Here is a 25,897-nt window from a genome sequence, read left to right on the forward strand (position 1 = left end):
GCCAGACAAATAAACAAAACACTCATTACCAACAATATAAAACAAAAATAATTCAATCAGCTTAATTGTTTCCCAATGCAGCAGGTATCAAAATTTATGATACCAGCAAAACGAAAAAAGGGAGCGCATTTACAGCGCCCCCCTCTAACTAAAACCAAGAACGTTTATTTTTTTAATTATAACCTGTATTTTGTTTAAACACATCTTTATTGGTTACGGCATCCACCTGTGCCTGCGGAATAGGTTTTACCGTGTTATATGATTTAAAATTCAAAGCTGCATCCGGATTCATCGCTTGAATTCTACTGGCTAATTTACCGGTACGTTTTAAATCAAACCATCTTAATTGCTCACCACCTAGTTCACGTGCACGTTCGTCCAAAATGAAATCGATGGTTACTTGTGCGGGTGTAATTTGCATTTGCGCAGTACGGCCAGGTTTAGCTGCACGTGTACGCAATACATTGATATACGTTGCGGCTGTAGTTGCATCGTTTTGGTTTAATTTCGCTTCTGCAGCAATTAAATACATCTCCGCTAAACGGATTACAAATACATCGCGTGCACTTTGTGCCTCTGCAATGCTTGTACGAGTAGAATCTTTAAACTTTGATAGTGAAGGATAAAATCTGCGTTGAATAGGAACTTTAGTAGTCATATTGTATACTTTAGCCAAATCATACGTAACGTATTTTGCACTTTGATTAGCCACAGGAACAACTGCATTTGGCGTACTGCAAATTGTATCGCCAACTTTAATCGCATTTCCGTTGTAAGTACCTGCTTTATTCGCATACCAAACGGCCTGGAAAGAACCCAAATAACGCGAATCGTTTGTTTGATCAAATAGGTTTAGGTAGGCCAAAGTAGGCATATAGCGATTAAAAGGGCGTCCGTTTGGAATATCACGTGCCAACAAAGCTGTATTTACCTGATCATAAACCATTAAATACATCAAGTGACCATTGTTTGAGCCACGGCTATGGCCATATGGATAGGTAGAAGTGGTCAAATCGTTATTAGCCAAATTGGTTGAATAATCAACTGCCCAAATTACTTCTTTGTTTTTAAGATTGCCCATATTCCATAAATCGGCATAGCGTGGAACCAAAGAATAGCCATAATTTTTGATTACATCATCAGCCAAGGTAAAAGCTTCGGCATTCATTCCGCGTGTTAAATACATTCTTGCTAAAAAAGCTTTTGCTACGGGAACAGTTGCTCTTCCGTATTCAGTGGCTGTTGGCTGTAAATTGGCTACTGCAAATTTTAAATCTTCAAATATTAGGTTGTAAAACGTTTCAATCGACGTTCTATTGGCCTCGGTAACTGCTCCTGCAGACGGTATGGTTGTAAAATGCACATCGCCCCAGTTTTCTACAATGTGCCAGTAGTAAAAAGCTCTTAAATAACGTAGTTCTGCTTCGCGCTGTTGTTTTTGCGCAGCTGAGTAATCCGTTACATTAGCTATGTTGGTAATTCCGGTATTACATAAGTTTACTGCCGCATACAGATTATTCCAAAGTATAGGAAGCGGATCTGCTGTGCCTTGTAAATTAAAATATTGTGTAAACATTGGATACGGATCTCCTGTACCACTTGTCCAAATATCAGTTCCCATTTCTGACAATAAGTAACCTTCTTCTTTTCCATACCAAAAGCGTGTAAATGAATAGGCTCCGTTTACTAAGGTTTCAAAACCAACTGCTTTTGTGTAAACGGTGTTTGCAGTTAATCCACTTGGATTATATTCTTCTAAGTTTTTGGTGCATGAACTAAACATAGCGCTTGACGCTAGGATTAGCAAAATACTTGTATATATTAATTTTTTCATGATCTTAATTATTACAATGAAACATTTAGGCCTGCTAAGAAAAGCTTGGTTAGTGGTCTGTCAAATGAACCACCGCCCTCTGGATCATAATCATCAACTTTAGAGAAGGTTAAGAAGTTTTTCCCACTGGCGTATATTCTAATATTTGAAACATGAAGTGCCTTGGCAATTTTATTTGAGAAGGTATAACCTAAAGTTGCTGTTCTTATTTTCAGAAACGAACCATCTTTGTATCCCAAAGTAGTGGCGAATGGTAAAGCCGCTCTGGAAATATTTTGACTCGGACGAGGGTATTCATTTGTTGGATTTTCGGGTGTCCAGTAATCTACTTTTGCTCCATTTTCAATTGCATTCGGCTCATATTTAAGTGCATATTGCGAGACAAACATTTGTCCAACCCTTGCAAATAGTTGAATATTTAAATCGAATCCTTTAAAGGCGAAATCGTTGTTAAAACCAATACTGTAATTCGGAACTGTAGAACCTAAAATTGTTCGATCATTTAACGCGGTAATCTTACCATCTCCATCAACGTCTTCTACGCGTATGTCACCAGGCTTGTAACCATAACTGGTTGCTTGGGTTGCGTCGGCTGTTTGCCAAATACCCACTTTTCGATAATCATAAAATGAATTTACCGGCGATCCGATAAACCAACCATTTGCGATATCATTTGTACCATTTGGCAAATACGTAATGCGTTCTTTGTTATGCATGTAGGTAATATTTGAAGACCAGGTAAAATCTTTACTCTGAATATTTAGCGTTCTGATGCTTAATTCAAAGCCGGTATTTCGTGTTTTACCAACGTTTGCCAATGTGCTTCTACCACCCGAAGTTGGTGGCAATTGCATCAACATGAGTAAATCTTTCGTTTTTGAATCGTAATATTCGAAACTACCTGTAATTCTGTTTTTAAATAACCCAAAATCGAGGCCCGCATTCAAACTTCCTGTCAATTCCCATTTCAAATCCGGATTTCCAATGGTAGGATCTAGTTCGTATGCCAAGGCAGTTGTTTCATTCCATGCAAAAGGCACTAACACCAATCCGCTTTGTGTGTAATAGGGTCTAACTGCAGCATTTCCTGCTACACCGTAACTAAAACGAGCTTTTAAATCAGAGAATGTATTTTGATTTTTCATGAAGGATTCTTCAATCACACGCCACGCCGCTCCAACTGATGGGAAAAATGCCCATTTGTTTCCTTCGCTTAATACTGATGAGCCGTCCGTTCTGCCCGTTAAGGTTAACAAGTAACGCTCCTTAAATCCATAATTTAAACGCAATGCCGCAGATTGGAGATTTTGTTTTACATAACTACTTGAAATTTTAAGGTTTGCAGGGTTGTTTTGCAATGCATTAAACGATTGTTCTGCTACCAGCTGCCCGGTACCTTGTGCCAATGATTGGTCATTTATGAAAGATTGATAACTTGTTATGGCCGTAACACCGAAACTATGATCGTTCACTTTTTTCTCATAGGTAATAATATTATCCCACAGTAAATTATTGTCGCGGGTATTCGCAATAGAAGATAAAGAACCCGATGATAATGCTCTATTGATTGTATTTGCGCCTTCAAAATGGCCATTTCTATTGCTGGATAAAGTGATACCCAAATTTGAGCGAATGGTTAATCCTGCTACTGGCTTCCATTCTAAATAAGCAGTAGAAAGTAAATTTGTTTTATTGTTATTGTTGATGTATTGTCCTTCTTCGTCATCATATAATGGATTTGATTGATTGCCATTTCCGGGGAATCTTGCCAACGAACCATCCGCATTGTATGGATTAAAATAAGGAATAACTTTATTAGCAACCGAAAGAGGGCTATCATTCCTCAAATTTTGATCATATTGGGCCAACTGACTCTGTACGCCTACTTTAAAATTCGTGAACAATGTTTGGTCAATGTTTAAGCGGAAACTATAGCGATTTGAATAATCATTCACATATAATCCTTTTTCTTTAAAATAATCGAAAGAGAAATATACTTTCGTTTTCTCGCCACCGCCGGCAATACTTACATTGTAATCTTGCTGCGATCCTTTATGTAAAATATATCCTGGCCAATAGTACGAGGTACCATTTTGAACGGCCGCTAAATCGGCAGGATTGGTAAAAACTTTAGCATCGTCTGCTGTGGAATTCCAGGTTCCTGTAGTACGATATCCTTCACGTTTTAAATTCGCATACTCAGGGCCAGACATGGGCACTGGATAGCCGGCGATATCGGTTACACCATAATACATTCCTGCGCTCACTTTTGCTTTTCCTTCTGCCCCACGTTTGGTGGTTATTATAATTACTCCATTTGCTCCGCGTGAGCCATAAATTGCTGTTGAGGATCCATCTTTTAAGAAGTCCATCGTCGCAATATCATTCTGATTGATATCTTCAATCGAATTGTATTGGATTCCGTCCACAACGTATAGTGGCCCGTTGCTGGCGTTCAGCGAGCGGTTACCACGAACCGTAACACTTACTCCTGCCCCAGCAGCCCCACTGGTACGCACAACATCTACCCCAGAAACTTTCCCTTGCAACGCTTCCATCGGGTTGGATGATGCAACTTTTATCAGTTCATCGCCCTTAACCGAAACAACCGCTCCGGTAAGATCCTTCTTTTTCACCGTTCCATAACCAATTACCACAACCTGATCAAGGGCGGTACTTTCAGCGTTCATCGTAATTTTTAAAGAGGTTTGTCCGTTTACATTTTTCTCAACATTGGTATATCCAACAAACATAAATACCAAAACGCTGTTAGCATTAGGCACCGTAATCGAAAAATCACCGCTGTTGGTTGTAACGGTTGTGGTACTGGTTCCTTTCACTTTTACACTTACTCCTGGAATTGGGGCACCCGCTTCATCCACAACTGTACCGTTTACTTTCAGTTGCCGGGCTTGATTGTTGGTAGGATTCTGCGCCTGCGTAATTTGCCCAGTAAACAACAGTAACTGCGAAAGCATAAAGCTTTTTAGCAATAGTCTAGTTAGTCTCATAAGATTTTAATTTGGTTAGTAATAATTGACAAAAAGGCACTATTTATTTATTAGAAGATAGGGAGCCTTTTGGGACAATTCTAGCCTTAAGTTAGCTAGTTTTTATTAACACGTAGCATAAAACAACAGAATTGTGTGCAAACGTTTGCATAACTCCTACAATATTTTTCGTAAAACTCAACAAACAATTCCTACAACCGTCTTTTTACATATACAAACTGATTATAGCAAATGATTGAATAAGGAAGGATTACTTACCAAAAGTACCTTCCTTTGAAATAGCAAGAGATTTAAAGATGAATTGCAGGAAAAGTAGCATATCCAAACATAAAAATGCCCCCAACTAGTATTTAACTTTTTGGGGGCATTGCATTCGTGAATAGATCTTCTTTTTTGTTGAATTAGTAACCGTTGTTACCAAAATCTTGCGCATTTGTAATTGCGTCTAAAAAGTATTGCGGAATGGGGCGTACTGTATGTTTCTGCGGATCAAAATTATTCGCAAGAATAGGATTTGTTGCCTGAAAATACGCTTTTGATAAATTGCCCGTTCGTTTTAAATCGTACCAGCGCGTATGTTCGCCTGCCAATTCACGTCCACGTTCCTTTAAAATGTAGCTTACAGTCATTTCTGCTGGTGTAGCTAACATCTCTGTTTCGCGTGAAGTTATAGCTGCTCTTTTTCTGATTACATTTACATATTGTGCGGCCTTTGTTGCATCGCCATTGGTTAACAAAGCAGCCTCGGCGGCAATTAAATAAACTTCCGACAGTCGAATAATTGGGAAATCGCCCATCCAATACTGATTGGTGTAAGAATAGTATTTTCCAGAGAATTTTTTAAACGCCGGGAAAATGTTAATCAGACTTGGTTCGTTCGGGTAATCTGTTGGGATTTTGTAATTATTCGTAACAGGGTCAAAAATATCCGAAGGATCTACAACCAAAGCAGGGGTTTTCTTCTTCACATCCGCAGCGATGGTCCAATTTGGAGTAAACACAGCCAAACCAGCATCATTTGCCATATTTTTTTCTTCCTCTAGTGTATTTCCGGCAGGCAAGAAATAATCTGCTCCGCTGTAGAAAGCACGTGTACTTAAAATGGTTTTACCCAAAATTGACGGGTCCTTTTGGTAATTGGTTACCAGTGTTTGATTAATTACCTTATCTGCGCTCGCATAAAACTTATAGGTAAAGGTATTGGCGAATCGCGTATCTGGGGTATTTTCTCGCGGATCAAAAATACTGGTTAACAAATATTTTGTTGGTTTGTATTGTTTTGCATTCGATCTTCCATACAATACAGTTGTTTCGATGGTTCCCCATTCGGCACCTCTACCGCCCAAATCAGGCAAAAAGTATTGGCGGGTACGGCCTCTATTGTATCCTTCAGGATTAAGTCCGGCTGCTGCATCCACTGCTTCAAAAAATAAAAATTCTGTATTTGCTTTATTATTCTTTCCATCAAATGCTTTGGCGAAGCCTGATTTACTGGCATCGCTTGTATACAGCGCACAATTGTATTTTGACGGATTATTGATAAGTTCTTCAGAGGTTTCAAGCGCTAGTTTGGCATATTGCTCTTTCTCACCAAGGCGTGTTCTTTGCAAATACACTTTTGCAAGCATTGCTAAAGCAGCTTTTTTGGTCGCTCGGCCGCGTACAGATTGCGTAACCGGAAGGTTTGTTAATGCCGTTTTTAAATCGGAAATCATTTGGTCGTAGAATGCCTTTTCACTGCTTCTTTGCGGACTAATGTTTGTTCCATCCAAGGCTGAAGATTTGGTAGGTAAAACAACTCCACCAAATTGTTCAACCACATTAAAATAAGCCCAAGCGCGCATAAAATATGCTTCCGCTACTTTGGCATCTATCTCGGCCTGACTACCATATCCTTGAACCCGTGTACTATATTCGATTGCTGTATTGCACAAATTAATGGTTGAGTACCAACCACCCCAAATGGTTTTTAAGGTTCCGGTTTGTGTATTCAACGTATTATCATACAAACAAAAACCACTATCATTGGTTGCATAATTTACCCATAGATCTGTTCCCATTTCTGAAGGACCAATGAAATCGACCTTTCCGTAATAATAATACATATCTGTGTAACACGCATTAATTAATCCCTCGTATCCGGGCTTGTTGGTGTATGCCGTTTCGAGGGTTGTTGCACCAGGATTGTATTCATCAATATATTTTTTGCACGAGCTGGCAGATAATACCATCATCAACGCCATGCCAAAAGAAAATTTATGTAGATTTTTCATTTTTATACCATTCTAAAATTAAAAAGAAGCATTTAAGCCAAAAACAAGTTGTTTGTATAGAGGGAAGCTATCACTTCCTCCCGTTTCCGGATCGACATTTTTAAGCAATGGGCTCTTTGTTAGGATTACCGTGTTATAAGCTGTTCCGTATAATCTAAGTCGACTTAAACCAACTTTTTTAATCCATTTATTGGGAAGAGAATAACCTAAAGTCACATTCTTTATTTTGAAATACGAACCATCTACAATTGATAGGGCAGACGAATAGGTATTATTGACGTTATTGTTATTGGTACCGCCGGTTGAAGGCTGAGGAAAATCATTTGAAGGATTGGTTGGTGTCCAATAGTTATAAAAAGCAGGTTGAGAAACAGCATTGTAATAACCTAACAATTGAGCGTTAATAGTTTGTCCGTAGCGCATAACCATGAAAATGGTCAGGTCTAGACCTTTATAGCTAAAGGTATTTTGAAGCCCCATATTAAAGTCGGGATTTAAATGTCCCACTACCATTCTGTCACTTGCAGAATACGGGTGAACGCCATTGTCAGAAACACCATTGGCATCAAATTTAGGTACCGTTTGAAGTTTAATATCTCCCGGACGCGCGCCATATTTTGCTGCCTCGCTCTCTTCGCCTAACTGCCACACCCCAATTTTTTTATAACCATAAATGATACTTTGCGGCAAAACATTTCCAACAAAAAGGTTATTGGTAATTAACGATGTTGTAGCCACCGAGTTTCCTAAATCTATTTTAGTTAATTCTTCGGTAGCTCTTGTAAAGGTGAAGGTACTGTTCCACTTAAAATTTTTGTTCTCTATATTTCGGCTATTAATGGTTAGTTCAAAACCTTTGTTCTTGGTTTCTCCAATATTTGAATAGATGATGTATTGCGTTTTAGCATCGTAACCACCAGCCGTTGGAGGTAAGTTTCTTGGGTATAATACCCCTTTCGAAATGGTACTAAACCACTCACCTGTAAAATCTACACGACCATTAAACAAACTTACATCCAAACCCAAGTTTAAATTATAAGAACGCTCCCATGTTAAATCTGGGTTGCCTAATGCACGATTCAAAACATAAATGGGCAATGCTGCTGAGCTACCTAATGAAAGATTATAGTCGGAAGTTCTTGAGGCAACGAGTGTACTATTTGAATATGCCGGAATATTTGGATTTCCTGCTACCCCGTATCCTACTCTTAATTTTAAATTACTTAACCAATCTTTGGTCGATTGCATAAAGCTTTCCTCGCTTATACGCCATCCCGCCGAAACCGAAGGGAAAGATGACCATTTATCAATCAATTGAGAAACTCCATCCCATCGGTTAGAAACCTGTAACAGATATTTTCCTTTGTAACTGTAATTGGCACGTGCTGCAAAAGATAAACGATTGCTTTGCGTATAGCTTGTACCTTTACCGTTAACGGTGGTTAATGCTCCTAAATTATAATATAAATATTCATCAAAATCTAAACCTTGCCCAGAAATGATAGAAGTTTCTCTTCTGCTATCAGCCATTGATGTGATACCTGTTATGGTAAACTGATGATCGGTATTTATGTTGAAATTGTAATTAATGATATTCTCCCAAAGATAACCATAACCGATATTGGTGCCATAACTAGCCTCTTTCGTTTTACGGGCTTCGGATGCTAAATTGTATGACAACTCATTTGCAAAATAACCATTTCTGGCAGAAGAAAGTGTTACACCTAAATTAGACCGAATGGTTAAATTTTTAAGTGGAGCAAACTCTACATAGGGATTCATGGCTAAAAGAAGGCTTTTGGTATTATTCTCCAATACTCCTGGCTCATAATTAGCAATTGGACTAACTGCCGAAACGTTTGGTAAAGGATATAAATTTACACTTCCACTCGCCGTATAAGCTGTTCCTAATGGATTAATTCCATATGCTTTATTTATTCTACTATTTGTTTGGTTGCTATTTCGTACGCCGGCTGTAATTTGAATGCCTGCCTTGAATATTTTGGAGAAAGTTAAATCAACTCCCGTGCGTAAATTCAAGAAAGTTAAATCATCACCTTTGTAAATTCCCTTTTCACCAATGTAACCTATCGACATGTATCCTTGCGTTTTTTCACTTCCACCCCGCATAGAAATGTAGTGATTTTGCTGTGAACCTGTTTGCAAGGTTTCATCCACCCAATTAACCCATTGTCCGTTTGCAATAGCTTCCACGCCTGCCGCGGGCACACCAGCATCCGTTAAACTGGCTGGTAAACGTCCATTTCCAGCAAAATATCGATCATTTACATATTTTATCCATGCATCGTTCATTAAAGGTTCTGGGTATCTTGCAAAACCATTTACCCCGTAATAACTATCTAAATCAATTTGAATTTTGCCCGATTTTGCTTTTTTAGTAGTTACAATGATAACGCCATTTGCACCGGCAACACCATAGATTGCCGTAGAAGCTGCATCTTTTAATACATCTATAGATTCAATATCGTTGGGGTTTAAACTATTGATATTACCAATAATACCATCTATTACATACAAAGGATCAGAAGATGCACCAGGTACAGAACCTGCGATGGAACGATTTCCCCGTAATAAAATTTGCGGAGCAGAGCCGGCGTTTCCGCTTGTTCTTTGAATATCCAAACCTGCAACTCTTCCTTGCATCGCCTCTACTACATTACTTACTGGACTAACAGTTATGTCTTCACTTTTCACACTAGAAACGGCGCCGGTTAAATCTTTCTTTTTTACCGTTCCATAACCCACAACTACTACTTCATCCAGATTAGAAATATCTTCACTTAAAACAATACGAATCTCCTTCTTTCCAGTCACAGGGTATTCCATGGTTCTGTACCCTACCATAGTAAACTCCAAGGTTTCATTTCCTGTTTCTAGATTGATGGTAAAGTTCCCTTTCTCATCTGTTATCGCAGTAGCGGTTCCACCTTTTACTTTTATGCTAACACCAGGCAAAGGCATTCCTTGCATATCAACAATTACTCCTTTTATAGGAAATACACGTGCGTCATTTATTTTTAAATAGGGCCCGGGAGATGCCTTACTTTCACTTCCGGCAGAAAGCAATGGCAAAAAAGTTATTCCTCCTAACGCAGAGAAAACGAATGCCATCTTAAACAAACGACTTTGTGTTAAATTTTTACTCATCAGTTTATAAATTTGGTTAGACTTAATTATTGAAAAACGCATCCAGAGGAGAATTACTTTTAAATCTTCCCTCAGCACCTTCGTTATTTTTCTACAAGAACTACAAACCTAGGGCTGCTAGAGGCGCAAAAATTGAATAATGTTATCCATTCCTTATACAATCTTGTCAGCAACACGAATATTACAATTTTGAATAAACTATCTGCTCAGAAAATCTTCTCGTTCAAATCACCTAAAGTAAAATAGGTTTAGCGCCTATTTTAAAGAAAAATTTTAATTAAAAAACTAAAAGAGTTTCTATTTCGTTTAATGATTAAAGTGTAACTTAACTTATTAATTATTAAATTATGATAAAGAAAATTCTTTGTTACGGCTGTGTAATAGCTTTTTTATCAAGCTGTACAAATGGAACTAAAACCAGCAAACAGGTAGACTCAACCACACACGATAGCACAACGGTTGTGACAACCGAAACCGATAGCCTAAGCAGTTTAAACGCCTTAGTGGGTAAATATCCGCAAGAAGTAAAATTGCTTGAAAATCCCGTATTAAAAACCCGTTTAGAAACCTTATTAGGAAAAGAATTTTCGAAATTACAGGAAAACTGGAATACGGAAACACCAATTATACAGGAAGGTACTATGCTACATACATCGGGTTGTAAACAACACGAATGCCCGGTTGATGCGTATGATTTGTACATCGACACGCAAAACGACATCCTAAATGTGTACAACTTCAGAAATGATACATTAACCGTTTACACGGAAAAGAATCAGGTTTTAACCTTACCTGAACATTTTGCGGAAGAATTAAAAATTAAAAAAGAAAATGCGAAAATAAAGTAATTGCCTTCGATTTCTTAACCTAAAATTACCCTTAAGCTAATTTTTAAGTAAAACGAAGACCTTTATTTTGCTCCCGAGAAAGAAGGAAATGCAAATAAATTTGCATAATTAAATTTTACTTCTTTACTTTGTTTATAATTAGTCTAAATAAAGATTATTTCTCTTCTGTTATTTATGTTACTAATTTCATCATCATATTTGGTTAGTTTATGTTGATTTAAGCCCTGTTTACCTGCATCCAATTGGGAGGCAGGTAAATCAGGCACTACCCAGCACTATTGCGCATATTTTGCTAAGAAAGCTAACATTACTTTATCCATCTTAGGGGTTTCAATCGCACCGAAATTACCATGCTTCCCTCCTTTTACTACGTACAATTCTGTTGGAAATCCGCGTTCTTTTAAAAGCCCAAACAGTTTTTGTGATTGGCTAATTGGTACTGTTTTATCTTCATCACCGTGTATAAAAAGCACAGGGATTTTTGGTCCATTTAAATAAGCTGTTGGTGATAATGATTGTATAAAAGCAGTATCACTTACGCGTTCGCCTAACCATGCTGCTGATGCGCCGCCGGCTTTTATCGCAGGTTCCCACGTCAATAAATCGGTTGGGCCGTATTTACTAATAATAGCCGCAGGAACAAAGTTTTTGGTATTACAGCCGCCCGTATAAACAGGCTTGTAACTTTGTAAGCCTTCTAGAAGTGCCAAATGACCTCCTGCTGAACCTCCCATTAAAATTACTTTCTTCTTGTTAAAGCCAAGATTTTTGGCATTTTTTAATAAATAAGCCATTGCGCAATGAAAATCTTCTATTGCTGCGGGTGCAGGTGCTTGTTTGGCTAATCGGTATTCGATGTTGGCTACAGCATAACCATTTTCTATAAAAACCTTGATTTTTTCGTACTCGGCATCTTTACTCCCTTGAACCCAACCTCCTCCGTGAATGTACACAACCAATGTGCTATTCGTCTTTCCTTTTGGCAAATAAACGTCGAGCTTACCCTCCCAATTGTCGATTCGCGTGTATACGATATCTTTTTTGAATAAGACATTTTCAGGGATTTGAGCGATAGCAAGCGTACTGCAGAAGCTCATCAACAGTAGCATATAATAGGGAACTTTCATGCTTAAAATTATATTTCTTTAAGCATGAAAGTAGTAAATTCTATTTCAATTCCCAGATTATTTGATCGGTAAGTGATTTACCTTGTACTAAGATTTTTGTGCTGATGGTATTTTTTCCCTTTTTCAGCGTTACATTCTCCAGTTTGTACAGCACACCATTTTGAGTGGGTTCAGGTAGTTTCTTCCCATTTAAATAAATGGATGGTTTTCCTTTGTTTGAATATACTGTAATACTGGTTTGAGCATGCTTCCTTTCAGTGGCGCGTCTTTCAGTCAAATAGAGTACCGGTTGTTCGCTCCAATTAGCTTTATACCAGTAAAAAGCATCTTTCTTTAATTTCCGATCAAATGTTACCAAACCTTTCATGTTTCTGGCAGGCATACTACCGCGGTTCCACATAGGCGTTGCAAAATCAAACATATTCCACACATACGAAGCAAGTATATAGGGATGCTGTTTGATGACTGGCCACTGCATTTCGTGTGTTTTTGTTTCATAAGCCTCGGGATAGAATGGCGAACCGTAATTAAACGTATCTTTTAATTCACTTTGTTCCTGTTGATGAAACACATTTCCATCTGCTCCGTATTCAGCCAGCATCAGCAAATTATCAGGATATTTTTTTTCAAGACCTTCTACCCAAGGAACGATATCGCCAATTTGACCATCGTACCAGCCATAATACCGATTCATTCCTTGGATATCGGTATTCAAATTGGTTGGTCGATCCATTTCCCCGTATCCACTAACGGCTACAGTATAACGATACGGATCGATGTTTTTTGCCAAATCGTTTAAATCGCGGGTTAATGCCGCAGGGAAATCGGCTGGTGTTTTGCCGTAAACTTCGTTGTGTAAACCCCAAACATAAATTGAGGGGTGATTGTAATTTTGTTTTATTAGTTCCTGTAATTGCTGTTTTGCATTATCGCCTTCTTCACCGGTGTAGGTATTTACAAAAGGAACCTCTGCCCAAATTACATAGCCCATTGTATCGCATTGCGAATACAGATATTCTGCCTGTTGGTAATGGGCAAAACGAATGGTTGTGGCTCCCATTTCTTTAATAATCTCTAAATCTTCTTTATGCTGTGCATTGCTCAAAGCACTTCCATATTGCCATCTATCTTGATGTCTACACACGCCACGCATTTGATAAGGTTTTCCATTCAAATACATTCCTTTCCCGGCAATTAGTTCAAATTTTCTTAAACCTAAAGGCTGCTGTACTTCATCAACTACTTTTCCATTCTTTACAATTTGTGCGACCAATTTGTATAAATACGGATTCGTAAATCCATCCCACAGTGTGGGATTATTTAGCGTAATTTCTTGTGTAAATTCCTGTCTGCCTTGTGTATTAGCCAAATGTGTGCTTTCTTTGGTTAGTACAATTTTCCCTTTCTGGTCGTAAATGCTTGTTTTAAGGACAACTTCCTCTGCTTTCGCGGTAATATTTTCAACCTTTACAGCAACACCTATATCGGCCTTTTGCGCACTTACTTCTCGCTGTGAAATGTACACCCCTGGAGAAGCATAATCTGTCGTTGTAATGTTAATCTTATCGGTTACAATTAAGCTCACAGGGCGATAAATGCCTCCGTAAACACCAAATAAAAACTGATTTACTGGAATTACATCTTTTCTGGCGGTATTGTTCACTTTTACTACGATAGTATTTTTTTCGCCATATTTTAGTGCATAGGAAATATCCATACAAAAAGCCGAGTAGCCTCCTTTATGTTTTCCAATTAGTTTTTGATTTACGTAAACTTCTGCAACTTGACCTACCCCTTCAAAACGCATAAAAACGCGTTTTTCTTTGTACTCATTCCCAAAAAAATAATCCTTTCTGTAAATTCCTTCTCCTTCGTAAAAGTTTTTGGTGGTTTGCATGTCTACCGCATTCCAGGTGTGTGGCAATGTTACTTTTTCCCACGCCAGTTTATTTTGGGTACTATCTTTTACTTTTTTAAACTCCCAATTCGCATTAAATAAGGTTGTTTGTCGAGGGGATTGAGCCTTTAAACTTTGTACTTGACCTATAAGTCCAAGAAACAAGCTTAATAAAACAACAGTGTTTGTTCGTGTATTATTTTTCATTTAGATTTTTTTTATTTCGATTTTATACTGACCTGTTAATTCTTTTGTTTTAGCGATCAGTTTAATCGAGAATAATTTATCGCCCCAAACTTTTTGCAACCTTGCATCGTCCATTTGTTTTTCTTCAATTTTTACATCGAAAACTTTTGGATTGAAATGAAGTGCATAAGCTGATTTCCCGATAAATAAAGTACCGTTTTTAATTTCTACAGGTTGTGAAGACAAAAGATTTACTACATTATTGGCTTTTATTGCCGATAATTGAAATTGGTCTTCGATGGTTATGCAATCTTTTTGTGGGTTAAATACAAATCGGCGTTCCCATTCTTTTATGCTGGCTTGTGCCGGATAGGCCGCAGCAATGTCCATGCTTAAAACTTCTTCTTTCCCGTGTTTTGTATAGTTGAAATTCTTTGCTGCGTATTGTTTTCCATCTTTTTGATCGAAACCGTTTATGGTAGGACAATTGTGCCAGTTGGATTGAACGTTCCAAAGTTCATACCGTTTGTTGCTAAAGGTTTTGGCGGTATACGTACCTACTCCTGCATCAATTAACAGGGGTTTTCCATCGGCATACACCAAGAAATTTCCAATATCGTTGTGGTTGTGGCTTTCGTTATTGTTTCCTCCTTTACAGGCTAAAAATAGTGCCTTGGTACTTCCTTCTTTTGCGCGTGTGGTAAAAACCTGCAAATTAGGCAATACAGATACCGCCGGAAATGGAGCTTTTGTTCCTTCCTTTTTCAACTCGGCATAAATCTGTATGGTTTGGGTAAAATCGGTTACATCATCAATCGTTATTTGCTCTCCTTTTTGCTTAAAAAGATAAGCTGCATAATCCTTTAATTTAGGATCGTTGAATAGCTCGCCAAAACGATACACGCTTTCGGGATTTTGCGTATAACTGGCTACTGCATCGGCAAAGTTTACCACCGAATTATCGGCAATTTGCATTTTATACACATAATTGCCCATTTCGTGCAGCAATTCTTTGTCTTTAAAATTCATTTTTCCTTCGGATGCTTGATTCATCAGCATAAAAAGACGAATGATTTTCCCTCCGGCCATGTCCCAATAACTTGGACCTTCATCGCAACCGCCATCTTCGGGATATTGGTTCACAAACTGATCGGCACTGCGCAACAATTTCTGTGTGAAGCGGTTTAGTGTATCGTTAGGCTTCATCATCAAGAGTGCCGATTGCATGCAGTTGGTATTGCAATAGGCATTCCAATTGTTTACTGCATTACCCTTTGTTCCCATCCAAGAAAAGGTATCGAACTTGGCATAGGGCTCAAAAATCCGTCGGTTCATTTCGTACACCATTCGTTCGTTTACCACTTTCGAATACTTGGCGATACGGGGCGATAACAAATTGTATATTTCCGCTACTAACAAACCTGTTCGCGATGCGTACAAATCGATATATGGATAGCTGGGCGAGGGCAAATCTGCTCCTTGTTTTTGCACCACAATGTGCGCAGGCGCTACCCAAGTACTTTCTTCTAATGTTAACCACAAACCGTTTACAATTTGTGGGATGTACTTATCATTATTTTCTAACAAAGCGCCAATTACCAAATTAGAGAGCATTTTACGACGTTCGCCAAGTATTTTTTCGTAGTTCACACGTGTACCGGTGTTTCGGTAGTCGAGGTATAAACTGGCGGGTAAAGATGGCCATTGGTAGGTGTTCGCATTATCGGCGGCAGCCCGTATTGCTGCCTTTTCAGTATCAGAAATTTTTGTAACGGCCGAGAATATTTTCTCGCGTTCTTGTGTTTGCCATTCCTTTAAGTTTGGAAAGGCGGTTTTTGTCCCATAAACAGATTGGTAACTCGACGACAACCAATTGCGTGCCGCCTTTTGCTGCGCATGGGATAAAAAATGGGTAAAAATAAAGGACAATAGGATAAATCTAATTTTCATTTTGTTACGTTTTTGCTTCGCCGAAAGCACCTTTTTCTGCTTTATTCTCTTTCAATTCGATGGTTACAACAAAGGGTTGCGTTGCCTTAAACGTTTCAGGCAGTGTGATATCGTAATATAAATTCGGGTCGTTACTCATGCCCATATCGGTTACAACAAGTGGTAAATTTTTTCCATCAAGAATTGCGGCAGCAGGCTTCTCGGTAAAAGAGCGTGGTATGGCTAACCTAACAACATTATTTAAGGGACGATTAAACACCGTCAAAAACAATTTGTTATGATTTTTGGTGAAATAACCGTACTCGGGTTTTGGCAAGCCAGAATAGCGTACACCATAAACGGCTTCCCCATTTTTCGTTACCCATTCGCCGAGTTTTTCTGCTGTTTCGGCTTCTTCTTTTCGGATGTTTCCATTTCCGTCAGGGCCAAAATTGATTACGAGATTTCCGTTCATTGAAACGGCATGAAGCAACATGTCGGTTAAATCATTTGCCGTTTTGATGTATGAAGAATTCCAATCGGAATTATATCCCCATTGGTTGGGAGGAATCGTCATTACACAATCCCAATCGCGGCCTTGTACCACATCTACGCTAGCGGGTAATTTACGTTCCCAACCTTGTTCATAATCGCCCATCATTTTACCGTTGCTATCGAAATGGCGTTTACCATTTTCATCGGCGCGAAAACGGCTACCAATGATTAATCCCGGATGAACGGCTCTTAATTCTTTCTCTAAATCATCGGTAAATTTACTTTGTTTCACCCAAGCAGCATCCCATGTACCATCGAACCATAAGCCTTTGGTAGTTGGATAATTTTTAAGCAATTCGAAGAGCTGATTGCGGGTAAACTTTTTAAAATCTTCGTATGCAACACTATCGGCAGCGGTTTTTGGAAGCCCCGACCGATAGCCTTTATGATTCCAATCGATAATAGAAAAATATAAATAAACATCTATACCTTCTTTATTGTAGGCGTCTACTACTTGTTTTACAATATCCTTTTTATAAGGCGTATTTTTGATGGTGTAATCGGTGTATTTACTTGGCCATAGGCAAAAACCATCGTGATGTTTGGTGGTAAAAATGACATACTTTGCGCCCATTTGCTTGGCTTGTTTCGCCCATTTGCTTGCATCAAAATCTGTTGGATTAAATTGCTTATACAAATTATCGTAGGTACTTTTCCAATTTTCTGGGGCTGATGAAGACCATGAACGAATCCATTCGGCGGCACCATTATACGTTTTCCCCTCCCAATGCCCTCCTGGGATAGCATATACTCCCCAATGAATAAATTGTCCTAAACCATAGCTGCGCCAACGCTGCATGTCGGCATCCGTTCTGTTTCCGGTTCTATGTGATCCGTATTTTAAGGGAATGGTATCTGCTTTCTGTGCATTACTATTTTTGGCATATGTGCAAAATAGAACCAAACTCAACGTTATTATTTTTCTTATTCGTCTCATTAATATTTGATCATAAAATGATTTTTATGTTTTTGCTTCTTCAAATGAAGTTTTTCCTGTTTTTATTTCTTGTAAAGTAATGGTTATACAGAAGGGCTGTACAGGGCTAAAGTTATCGGGCAAGGTTATATCGTAGTATAAATTGCTATCGTTGCTCATTCCCATATCGGTTACTTTTAGCGCTAATTCTTTACCGTAAAGCGATGCCTTTTGTGGTTTTGTTTTGAATGAACGTGCTATTGGTAGTCGCAATATGTTGTTTACTGGCCTGTTAAATACAGTTAAATATAAACTGTCGCCTTTTTTGGTATAGTAACCGAAATCGGGCTTAGGCAAACCCGAATATCGTGCAGCGTAAACGGCTTCCTTATTTTCGGCGATCCAGTTTCCTATTTCTTTGGCTATTTTTGTTTCTTCTGGTCTAATATTTCCTTTTTTATCCGGACCAAAGTTTATTACAAAGTTCCCGTTCATAGAAACTGCGTGCAAAAGCATGTCGATTAAATCGTTGGCGGTTTTGATGTACGATGAGCTCCAATCGGAATTATATCCCCATTGGTTGGGAGGAATCGTCATTACACAATCCCAATCGCGGCCTTGTACCACATCTACATTTGCTGGTAGTTTACGTTCCCAACCTTGTTCATAATCGCCCATCATTTTACCGTTGCTATCGAAATGGCGTTTACCATTTTCGTCGGCGCGGAAACGACTGCCAATAATTAATCCCGGATGGATTGCTCTTAATTCTTTTTCTAAATCGTCGGTAAATTCGCTTTGCTTCGCCCAAGCGGCATCCCATGTACCATCAAACCAAAAGCCTTTGGTAGTAGGATATTTTTCGAGCAATTCTAGTAGTTGATTGCGCGTAAACTTTTTAAAATCTTCGTAAGCAAGACTATCGGCGGCGGTTTTTGGCACTCCTACTTGATACCCTTTATGATTCCAATCGATAATAGAAAAATATAAGTAAACATCGATACCTTCTTTATCGTAGGCGTCTACTACTTGCTTTACAATATCTTTTTTATAGGGGGTATTTTTGATGGTGTAATCGGTATATTTGCTTGGCCAAAGGCAAAATCCGTCGTGATGTTTAGTTGTAAAGATGACATATTTTGCGCCCATTTGTTTGGCTTGTTTCGCCCATTTGCTTGCGTCAAAATCGGTTGGATTAAATTGCTTATACAAATTATCGTAGGTGTTTTTCCAATTTTCGGGGGCTGAATTTCCTGTCCACGAACGAATCCAGGCAGCTTCGCCCATATACGTATGGCCTGGTACTTGTCCTCCCGGAATGGCGTAAACTCCCCAATGAATAAATTGTCCTAATCCATAGCTGCGCCAACGCTGCATATCGGCATCGTTTCTATTTCCCGCGCGATGGGAGCCGTATTTTAAGGGGATGGTATCGGTTTTGGTTAATGCTGTCTGTTGCGCAAAACCATTGTTTAGGCTATTACCAAGAAATATACTAAACAGCATAGCCCTTTTGATCTTGCTCAGTGCTGATTTACCCATTTTATAATTAGTCATTTTTTTTATCACTGGGTTTAAACTTTAGATTGATTTCCATAAGCCTTTTCTTTATTTTTATTTTCTTTTAAATCAATTGTAATTACGAATGGCAGATTTACCTGAATACCTTCTGACAGGGAAATATCGTAATACAGATTTACGTCGTTACTCATGCCAATATTCACCTCTTTTATGGTTAAACGTTGGCCCTTGAACTCTGCCTTCAAAACATCATAAGGGAATGCACCTGAAATTGGCAATCGTATTACATTATTTAATGGACGATTAAACACCGTTAAAAACAATTTATTTTCCTTTTTGGTATAATAACCATAGTCGGGTTTTGGCAAACCAGCGTAGCAGGTACCATATATGGCTTCCTTATTTTCGGCAATCCAATTCCCTAGTTCTTCGGCTATTTTTGTTTCTTCTGATCTAATATTCCCCATTTTATCAGGCCCAAAGTTGATGACAAAGTTCCCGTTCATAGAAACCGCGTGCATAAGCATATCGATTAAATCGTTGGTCGTTTTGATGTAGGATGTTTTCCAGTTTGAATTATATCCCCATTGGTTGGGTGCAACAGTCATAACACAATCCCAATCGCGGCCTTGTACCACATCTACATTAGCTGGTAATTTACGTTCCCAACCTTGTTCATAATCGCCCATCATTTTTCCGTTGCTATCGAAATGGCGTTTACCATTTTCGTCGGCCCGGAAACGACTACCAATAATTAATCCAGGGTGGATTGTTCTTAATTCTTTTTCTAAATCGTCGGTAAATTTGCTTTGCTTCACCCATGCGGCATCCCAAGTTCCATCAAACCAAAAGCCTTTGGTACTAGGATATTTTTCGAGCAATTCCAACAGCTGGTTGCGGGTAAACTTTTTAAAATCTTCGTATGCCAGACTATCCGCTTTGGTTTTTGGCACCGCTACCCGATAGCCTTTATGATTCCAATCGATAATAGAAAAATACAAATAAACATCTACTCCCTCTTTATCATACGCATCTACTACTTGTTTTACGATATCTTTTTTATAGGGGGTATTTTTGATGGTGTAATCGGTGTATTTACTTGGCCAAAGGCAAAAACCGTCGTGAAATTTGGTAGTAAAAATGACATATTTTGCGCCCATTTGCTTGGCTTGTTTCGCCCATTTACTTGCATCAAAATCGGTTGGATTAAACTGCTTATAAAAATTATCGTACGTGTCTTTCCAATTTTCAGGAGCTGAATTTTCGGCCCATGAGCGAATCCACTCAGCTGCTCCATTGTAGGATTTTCCTTCCCATTGTCCACTGGCAATAGCATACAAGCCCCAGGTAATAAATTGTCCCAATCCATAGCTGCGCCAACGTTGCATGTCTGCATCTGTCCTATTTCCGCTGCGATGCGCACCGTATTTTAAGGGAATAGTATCGGTTTTTATTTGGGCAGAACTTTTTGCCATTAGGCCTAAAAGCACGCAAACCAGCAACATCACTCTTCCGCAATAACGCCTATTTTTTACTGTCATTTTACCTTGATTCGTATATTTTAATGCTGTTTTTATCCTTGCTAACTATTTGTGAAATATTCATGTTAATCGCCGACGCGAGAGGCTTGTTACTCCCATCGAAGAGAAGCTTTACTCTAGTCAGGTTGGGGCGCTATCCAGCGCCCAACCTAATTTTGAGTCTTAACTAACTAACCTAAGTTCTTTATGTATTACCAGCCAGGGTTTTGAATTAAAGTAGCAGATTTATCAATTTCCACTTGTGGAATTGGTGCTAAATAGGCGCGGTTTTGCCAATTGGCTGCTAACGCAGGTCTAGACCTATCATAGGTATACGTACCATTTAATTCTTTGGTAATGTAACACATCATTAAATTTTTGCTTTCGGTATCTTGAGCAATTTTCCATCTTCTTGAATCGTACCAAAAATGTCCTTCTTGGAAAAATTCAGCAACGTAATCGCTCTGAATAATTTTGCGTAAATCTTCTTTTGACACTCCAGTCGGTATTCCATATCTTCCATCTGTTCCTGCTGTGATGCCTGCTCGTTTCCGAACAATATTAAAATTTGTCACAGCATTTTCTGTTTGGCCTAACTCATTTAATGCTTCGGCATAGCCCATATACATTTCTGAGAGACGCAATACTGGATAAGCTCTGCTTATCGATGCAGAAGTTCCGGTTGAATCGTTCGCCATCTTTCTAGAATAATAACCTGTTTTAGTATAGTATGTCTGAATTCCATCAGCAGAAAGCGCATTGGTTGCTTTATTAAAAAATATATCCACCGGATATAACGTAGTACCTGAAGCGGTTCTCCAAATCGGTGCTTGATTATAAATAATCGAAAAATAAAACCGTGGATCGCGATTTACATAAGGATCGTTCGGATTGTATCCAGATGTAGGGTCTGTTATTAACTTACCGCTTTTGGTTCCAAAGAAAGAAACAGCATTTTCAGTCGGATTACTATATCCTCCACTTCCGCCTACCCTACTTCTCGGAAAACGAGATGATTCTAAAGCTGTATTGTTTGCAACAATAAACGGAATAATGTATTCTGAATTTTTCCGACCTTTTACAAACATTTTCCAAAAACCATGTCCCGGGCGTGTAACATTGTCTTCAACCAAAGCATAGTCTGGTAAATCGATTACTGCTTTACAAGCATCAGCTGCCTTTTGCCACAGCGATGGATCATAAGTAGCCGAATACGTAACAAAAGGAAGCAAACCAGAATCTGAAGTTGCTGGACTCCCATTAAATAATGGACTTGCAGCGGTCAATAAAATACGTGCCTTTAGTGCCAAGGCTGCTCCTCTAGTTGCATGCCCGTACTCTTCTGCAGATTGTGAAACGGATGAAGGAAGCAACGACGACACAGCATCTAGCTCAGATACAACATAATCTACACACTCTTTATACGTATTTCTTTTTGAAACCAATATTTCCTCTGCCTCTAAAGGGATTTCTGGCATAATTTGTACGCCCCCATAAAATCTAATCAGAGCAACATAAAAGAAAGCCCTAAGGTATCTTGCTTCTGCCATTAACCTATTTTTTCTTGTTTCAGAAATGGGTGTGTTAACGGCTTTTTGAAGGAATAAAGAAGCCTGTCTTATTTTCTTATAATAGGTTGGCCAATAATTATTCAATGAATAATTTGCTGCGGTGTACGTTCCTCCAATTACTGCTGATTGCGGAGCACTATAATAGCTTATTGACAGAGTTGTTTGATCATCAAAGCAAGCATAATCATTTGATCCCGGAGAAGTAATATTTACATAGCGATATGGGATAATGTCTTGCCCCGTATAAGCGTACAAATCGTTGATAAAACCAGTGGTTAATGCACTATCTGCAAATACTTTATCTTCTGTTAAAGTCTCGGTTTTTCGATCCAAAAAATCTGCTTTTTTACAGGCAGCAAAAGCGCCTGCAATGAATAAACCGATAAATAAATATTTCATTTTCATAGCTTTAGTTCTTATAAGCCAAAAGTTAAACCAAAATTAAAAATAGCTTGTTGCGGATATTCGTTTACGTCCCCAATATTTGTGGTTGAAGCGGTTCCTGTTGCTGATTCAGGATCGATAGATACAGGCAAAGCATTGTAAACCAAGCCAAGGTTATAAGCATTTGCATATACTCTCAAATTATTAAGATGTAATTTCTTTGAGAAAGAGGAGGGAAAACGATACCCTATCTCCACATTTTTCCATCTTACATAGTCTCCCTTTTTTAACCAATAGGTAGAAAAAGCACCGTTTTGAGACCCACTTCCGGACAGCACAGGAAAAGTAGCATCCGTAGAAGTAATTGGTGTCCATCGTCCTAAGTTATATGGGATAGATTGATTTTCAGGACGACTGTAACTGATGATCCCTCTATTGATTGAAATAAAATACTTAAAAGATCCTTGAAACAAGGTGCTTATATCAAAGCCCTTATACGAAAAGCCAAAGCTTAAACCTGCAATGTATTCTGGTTGATTTGTACCAATATACCCCATATCGTATTGATCAACCACACCATCTCCATTCAAATCCACCAGTTTTACACCTCCAATATTTAAATTTGATAATGGATTGGCATTTGTTAAACGCGGACTGTTGTATACGTCGGCTAATGACTGGTACAAACCTGCATCTTGATAAGCAAATAAAGCTCCAACAGGTTTGCCTGTATTCCCTAACCATGGAAAACGAACGGCACCTTCGTCTCTAAAAACTACCTTATTTTCGGAATGACTTATCTGTGCATTTACAAAATATGAAATTTGATTTTTTAATGCATTATCACGGTAGTTCAATTCCAACTCATAGCCTTTATTATCTACAATCCCTAGATTAACAAAGGGTAGAGAAGCTCCAAATGCCGAGGCTACCGAAGCTCTTTGTGTTAATATATCTTTCCTTCTCTTCTTATAAAAATCCATTGTAAAACTAAGTTTCCCTTTGAACATGCGTAAATCCATCCCAATGTTTGCATCTTCTTGAGTTTCCCAGGTTACTTCTGTGTTTGATAAGGTAGGTTCAATAATTCCAGCCTGCGCCGTATTTCCGGTTTCTCCGAAAACATAACCTTTCCCACTTCCCGGAACATATGTTTTTTCATATGAATAAACCGAAGATCCAATTCCATCATTTCCTACTTGACCATACGAACCACGGAATTTTAAATTGCTTATAAAAGGTAAATTGTTCTTAAAAAATGGCTCTTCACTTATGTTATAGGCAACACTTACAGCAGGGAATAGCTGGTATTTTTTACTTGATTGAAATTTATCTGAACCGTTGTATGAACCTTTAAAGTCAATTACATAACGTTGCTTATAGTTATAGCTTAAAGACCCCACAATACCGCGCACGTTATAAGGGTCGTTCGCTACGGTTGCAGTTTGGGTTGCAGTAGTTGTTTGGTTTAACAAAGCAAAGGCGCTTACATTATGGTTACCAAAACTTCTAGTATAGTTTAATCTAGCTTGAATGTTTAACAAGCTATTTGACCCTTGATAAGAACCGGCACGATTTAGCTTTCCTAAGCGATATAGGTTGTTCACTACAGGCAGATAACTTTGAGTGTTATCATCCCAATAATACGTTGGCATTTCGTTCGAATTTCGTGTCAATGACCTTCTAAAATCATAGTCACTGGCATATGAAACCAAAACATTGGCGGCAAGGCCTTCGGTAATGAAATTTAACTTTTGATCTACCTGACTTACAAATCCAATGTTATTTGAATAATCGCGGTTATAACCTGACCAACGTAAGTTTGCTATTGGATTGATTTTAGTTGAGCCTGAAGTTGAGCCTCCATAACTACCATCGGCGTTGTATGCAGGATACCCAAAGGCTGATAATTGTCCGTTCCATAAATATTGCAGGGTACGTCCACCATTATTTGCAGGGGCATCGTTCGGAGAATTGGTTACCCCAAATCTTCCCGATAGGTCAAATCTAATTTTCAATGTAGGAGTTGGGGTAAGATCTACATTTGAACGAAAGTTATATCGGTCGTACTGATAATTACCATTGTATCCTTCTCCATCTGTAAAATCTTTATACATCCCTCCTTGATTCAAATAGCCCAAAGACACAAAATACTTTGCTTTTTCTGAACCTCCACTAATATCAAAGTTTGTACGATTTTGCATGCTATAATCTTTTGTAATCTCATCCCACCAATTTACATACGGATATTTGTATGGATCGTCTTGCAATCGGTAATGTTCTAAATTGTTTCCTGCGAAAAATTTAGGATATTGGCTTACTGGATCTAAATATTGTTCAACCGTCCATTCTTTTAATAATGAAAGCGTTGTAAATGCATCATTTGTTTCAAAGTTTACAGCAGATTTTGTCACCCCTGTTTCTTGTCTGAAATTTAATTGTGGCTTACCTGCTTTTCCTCTTCGGGTGGTAATTATCACAACACCATTCGCTCCTCTAACGCCATAAACGGCAGTTGTAGAAGCATCTTTTAATATCGTAAGTGTTTCAATTTCATTTTGATCAATCATGTTAATTTGATCTGCTGTCACTTCGATATCATCAATAATAATCAATGGAGTGTTTGATCCTTGGTAGGTACTTACGCCCCGTATTTGAAACGCAGCACCGTCGGCTCCTGGTTGTCCGCTACGTTGCTGCGAGAAAAAGCCTGGCAACCTTCCGGCCAAAGCGTTTTGTACACTCGCTGTTGGGCTTTGTCTGATAACATCCCCTGAGAGTGAACTTACTGCACTGGTATTCGTCATTTGATTTTTCTTCTCACTGAAACCTGTTACAATTACGTCTTCTAAGCCTTTTGTATCGTCTTCAATTTTAATGTTAAATGAGCTACCATTGGCAACATTTACTTCTTTTGTAAGGTAACCAACCATTTTAACGATTAAAACGTTTGAGGTACCTCTTAACTTCAACGTAAACTTTCCGTCTTCGTTGGTTGTTGCACCGTTTGCTGTCATACCTTTCTCGTAAACACTTACGCCAGGTATCGGGCCGGCCTTATCACCTATTGTCCCCGTAACGGTTTTATTTTGAGCATATACCACCTGAGTTAAGCAAGTAGCTATGAGAATAATATACTGAATTATCTTTTTCATGC

13 protein-coding genes are annotated in these 25,897 nt (G+C 38.5%); 1 reads left to right on the top strand and 12 read right to left on the bottom strand.

Annotation, left to right across the window (positions count from 1 at the left end):
- Positions 1-172: 172 nt before the first annotated feature.
- The 4 genes from ACJVDK_RS11265 to ACJVDK_RS11280 all read right to left on the bottom strand — a co-directional run bounded on the left by ACJVDK_RS11265 (position 173) and on the right by ACJVDK_RS11280 (position 10,286).
- Entirely contained in the window at positions 173-1,834 is a 1,662-nt protein-coding gene (locus ACJVDK_RS11265) for a RagB/SusD family nutrient uptake outer membrane protein (protein ID WP_443936766.1), read from the bottom strand.
- Positions 1,835-1,845: 11 nt separating this feature from the next.
- Positions 1,846-4,845 (bottom strand): SusC/RagA family TonB-linked outer membrane protein, encoded by a 3,000-nt coding sequence (locus ACJVDK_RS11270; protein ID WP_443936767.1) that lies wholly within the window; start codon positions 4,843-4,845, stop codon positions 1,846-1,848.
- A 401-nt stretch (positions 4,846-5,246) separates the two neighbouring features.
- Positions 5,247-7,118 (bottom strand): RagB/SusD family nutrient uptake outer membrane protein, encoded by a 1,872-nt coding sequence (locus ACJVDK_RS11275; protein WP_443936768.1) that lies wholly within the window; start codon positions 7,116-7,118, stop codon positions 5,247-5,249.
- 18 nt (positions 7,119-7,136) lie between these two features.
- On the bottom strand, positions 7,137-10,286 hold the full coding sequence (locus ACJVDK_RS11280; RefSeq protein ID WP_443936769.1) for a SusC/RagA family TonB-linked outer membrane protein: 3,150 nt from the start codon (positions 10,284-10,286) through the stop codon (positions 7,137-7,139).
- A 347-nt stretch (positions 10,287-10,633) separates the two neighbouring features.
- Here ACJVDK_RS11280 and ACJVDK_RS11285 point away from each other — a divergent pair, with 347 nt between their 5' ends.
- Positions 10,634-11,134, top strand: coding sequence for a hypothetical protein (locus ACJVDK_RS11285; protein ID WP_443936770.1), 501 nt, complete (start codon positions 10,634-10,636; stop codon positions 11,132-11,134).
- Positions 11,135-11,409: 275 nt separating this feature from the next.
- On the opposite strand, the gene ACJVDK_RS11290 is transcribed toward ACJVDK_RS11285, so the two are convergent.
- The 8 genes from ACJVDK_RS11290 to ACJVDK_RS11325 form a co-directional block, all read right to left on the bottom strand.
- On the bottom strand, positions 11,410-12,261 hold the full coding sequence (locus tag ACJVDK_RS11290) for an alpha/beta hydrolase fold domain-containing protein (protein WP_443936771.1): 852 nt from the start codon (positions 12,259-12,261) through the stop codon (positions 11,410-11,412).
- Between the two features lie 40 nt (positions 12,262-12,301).
- Positions 12,302-14,365 carry a glycoside hydrolase family 2 protein gene (locus ACJVDK_RS11295; protein ID WP_443936772.1) on the bottom strand — a complete coding sequence of 688 codons (2,064 nt, stop codon included), beginning with the start codon at positions 14,363-14,365 and terminating at the stop codon, positions 12,302-12,304.
- The gene (locus ACJVDK_RS11300) at positions 14,366-16,294 is read right to left on the bottom strand and encodes a heparinase II/III domain-containing protein (RefSeq protein WP_443936773.1); all 1,929 of its coding nucleotides are present in this window, start codon (positions 16,292-16,294) and stop codon (positions 14,366-14,368) included.
- A gap of 4 nt (positions 16,295-16,298) precedes the next feature.
- On the bottom strand, positions 16,299-17,765 hold the full coding sequence (locus ACJVDK_RS11305; RefSeq protein WP_443936774.1) for an alpha-L-fucosidase: 1,467 nt from the start codon (positions 17,763-17,765) through the stop codon (positions 16,299-16,301).
- A gap of 24 nt (positions 17,766-17,789) precedes the next feature.
- Complete coding sequence (locus ACJVDK_RS11310) at positions 17,790-19,301, bottom strand: alpha-L-fucosidase (RefSeq protein ID WP_443936775.1); 1,512 nt, start codon at positions 19,299-19,301, stop codon at positions 17,790-17,792.
- A gap of 17 nt (positions 19,302-19,318) precedes the next feature.
- Complete coding sequence (locus tag ACJVDK_RS11315; protein ID WP_443936776.1) at positions 19,319-20,806, bottom strand: alpha-L-fucosidase; 1,488 nt, start codon at positions 20,804-20,806, stop codon at positions 19,319-19,321.
- A gap of 191 nt (positions 20,807-20,997) precedes the next feature.
- Positions 20,998-22,755: a RagB/SusD family nutrient uptake outer membrane protein gene (locus ACJVDK_RS11320; RefSeq protein WP_443936777.1), complete on the bottom strand. Its 1,758-nt coding sequence runs from the start codon at positions 22,753-22,755 to the stop codon at positions 20,998-21,000.
- A 17-nt stretch (positions 22,756-22,772) separates the two neighbouring features.
- A complete protein-coding gene (locus ACJVDK_RS11325; RefSeq protein ID WP_443936778.1) occupies positions 22,773-25,895 on the bottom strand; it encodes a SusC/RagA family TonB-linked outer membrane protein in 3,123 nt (1,040 codons plus the stop codon).
- Positions 25,896-25,897 lie beyond the last annotated feature (2 nt).

The sequence above is a fragment of the Pedobacter paludisoli genome (assembly GCF_052344095.1).
Lineage (GTDB): Bacteria > Bacteroidota > Bacteroidia > Sphingobacteriales > Sphingobacteriaceae > Pedobacter.

Excerpts from the sequence above, each read along its gene's own strand:
- ACJVDK_RS11265 (WP_443936766.1), bottom strand. The coding sequence starts at position 1,834 with ATGAAAAAATTAATATATACAAGTATTTTGCTAATCCTAGCGTCAAGC.
- ACJVDK_RS11270 (WP_443936767.1), bottom strand. The coding sequence starts at position 4,845 with ATGAGACTAACTAGACTATTGCTAAAAAGCTTTATGCTTTCGCAGTTA.
- ACJVDK_RS11275 (WP_443936768.1), bottom strand. The coding sequence starts at position 7,118 with ATGAAAAATCTACATAAATTTTCTTTTGGCATGGCGTTGATGATGGTA.
- ACJVDK_RS11280 (WP_443936769.1), bottom strand. The coding sequence starts at position 10,286 with ATGAGTAAAAATTTAACACAAAGTCGTTTGTTTAAGATGGCATTCGTT.
- ACJVDK_RS11285 (WP_443936770.1), top strand. The coding sequence starts at position 10,634 with ATGATAAAGAAAATTCTTTGTTACGGCTGTGTAATAGCTTTTTTATCA.
- ACJVDK_RS11290 (WP_443936771.1), bottom strand. The coding sequence starts at position 12,261 with ATGAAAGTTCCCTATTATATGCTACTGTTGATGAGCTTCTGCAGTACG.
- ACJVDK_RS11295 (WP_443936772.1), bottom strand. The coding sequence starts at position 14,365 with ATGAAAAATAATACACGAACAAACACTGTTGTTTTATTAAGCTTGTTT.
- ACJVDK_RS11300 (WP_443936773.1), bottom strand. The coding sequence starts at position 16,294 with ATGAAAATTAGATTTATCCTATTGTCCTTTATTTTTACCCATTTTTTA.
- ACJVDK_RS11305 (WP_443936774.1), bottom strand. The coding sequence starts at position 17,765 with ATGAGACGAATAAGAAAAATAATAACGTTGAGTTTGGTTCTATTTTGC.
- ACJVDK_RS11310 (WP_443936775.1), bottom strand. The coding sequence starts at position 19,301 with ATGACTAATTATAAAATGGGTAAATCAGCACTGAGCAAGATCAAAAGG.
- ACJVDK_RS11315 (WP_443936776.1), bottom strand. The coding sequence starts at position 20,806 with ATGACAGTAAAAAATAGGCGTTATTGCGGAAGAGTGATGTTGCTGGTT.
- ACJVDK_RS11320 (WP_443936777.1), bottom strand. The coding sequence starts at position 22,755 with ATGAAATATTTATTTATCGGTTTATTCATTGCAGGCGCTTTTGCTGCC.
- ACJVDK_RS11325 (WP_443936778.1), bottom strand. The coding sequence starts at position 25,895 with ATGAAAAAGATAATTCAGTATATTATTCTCATAGCTACTTGCTTAACT.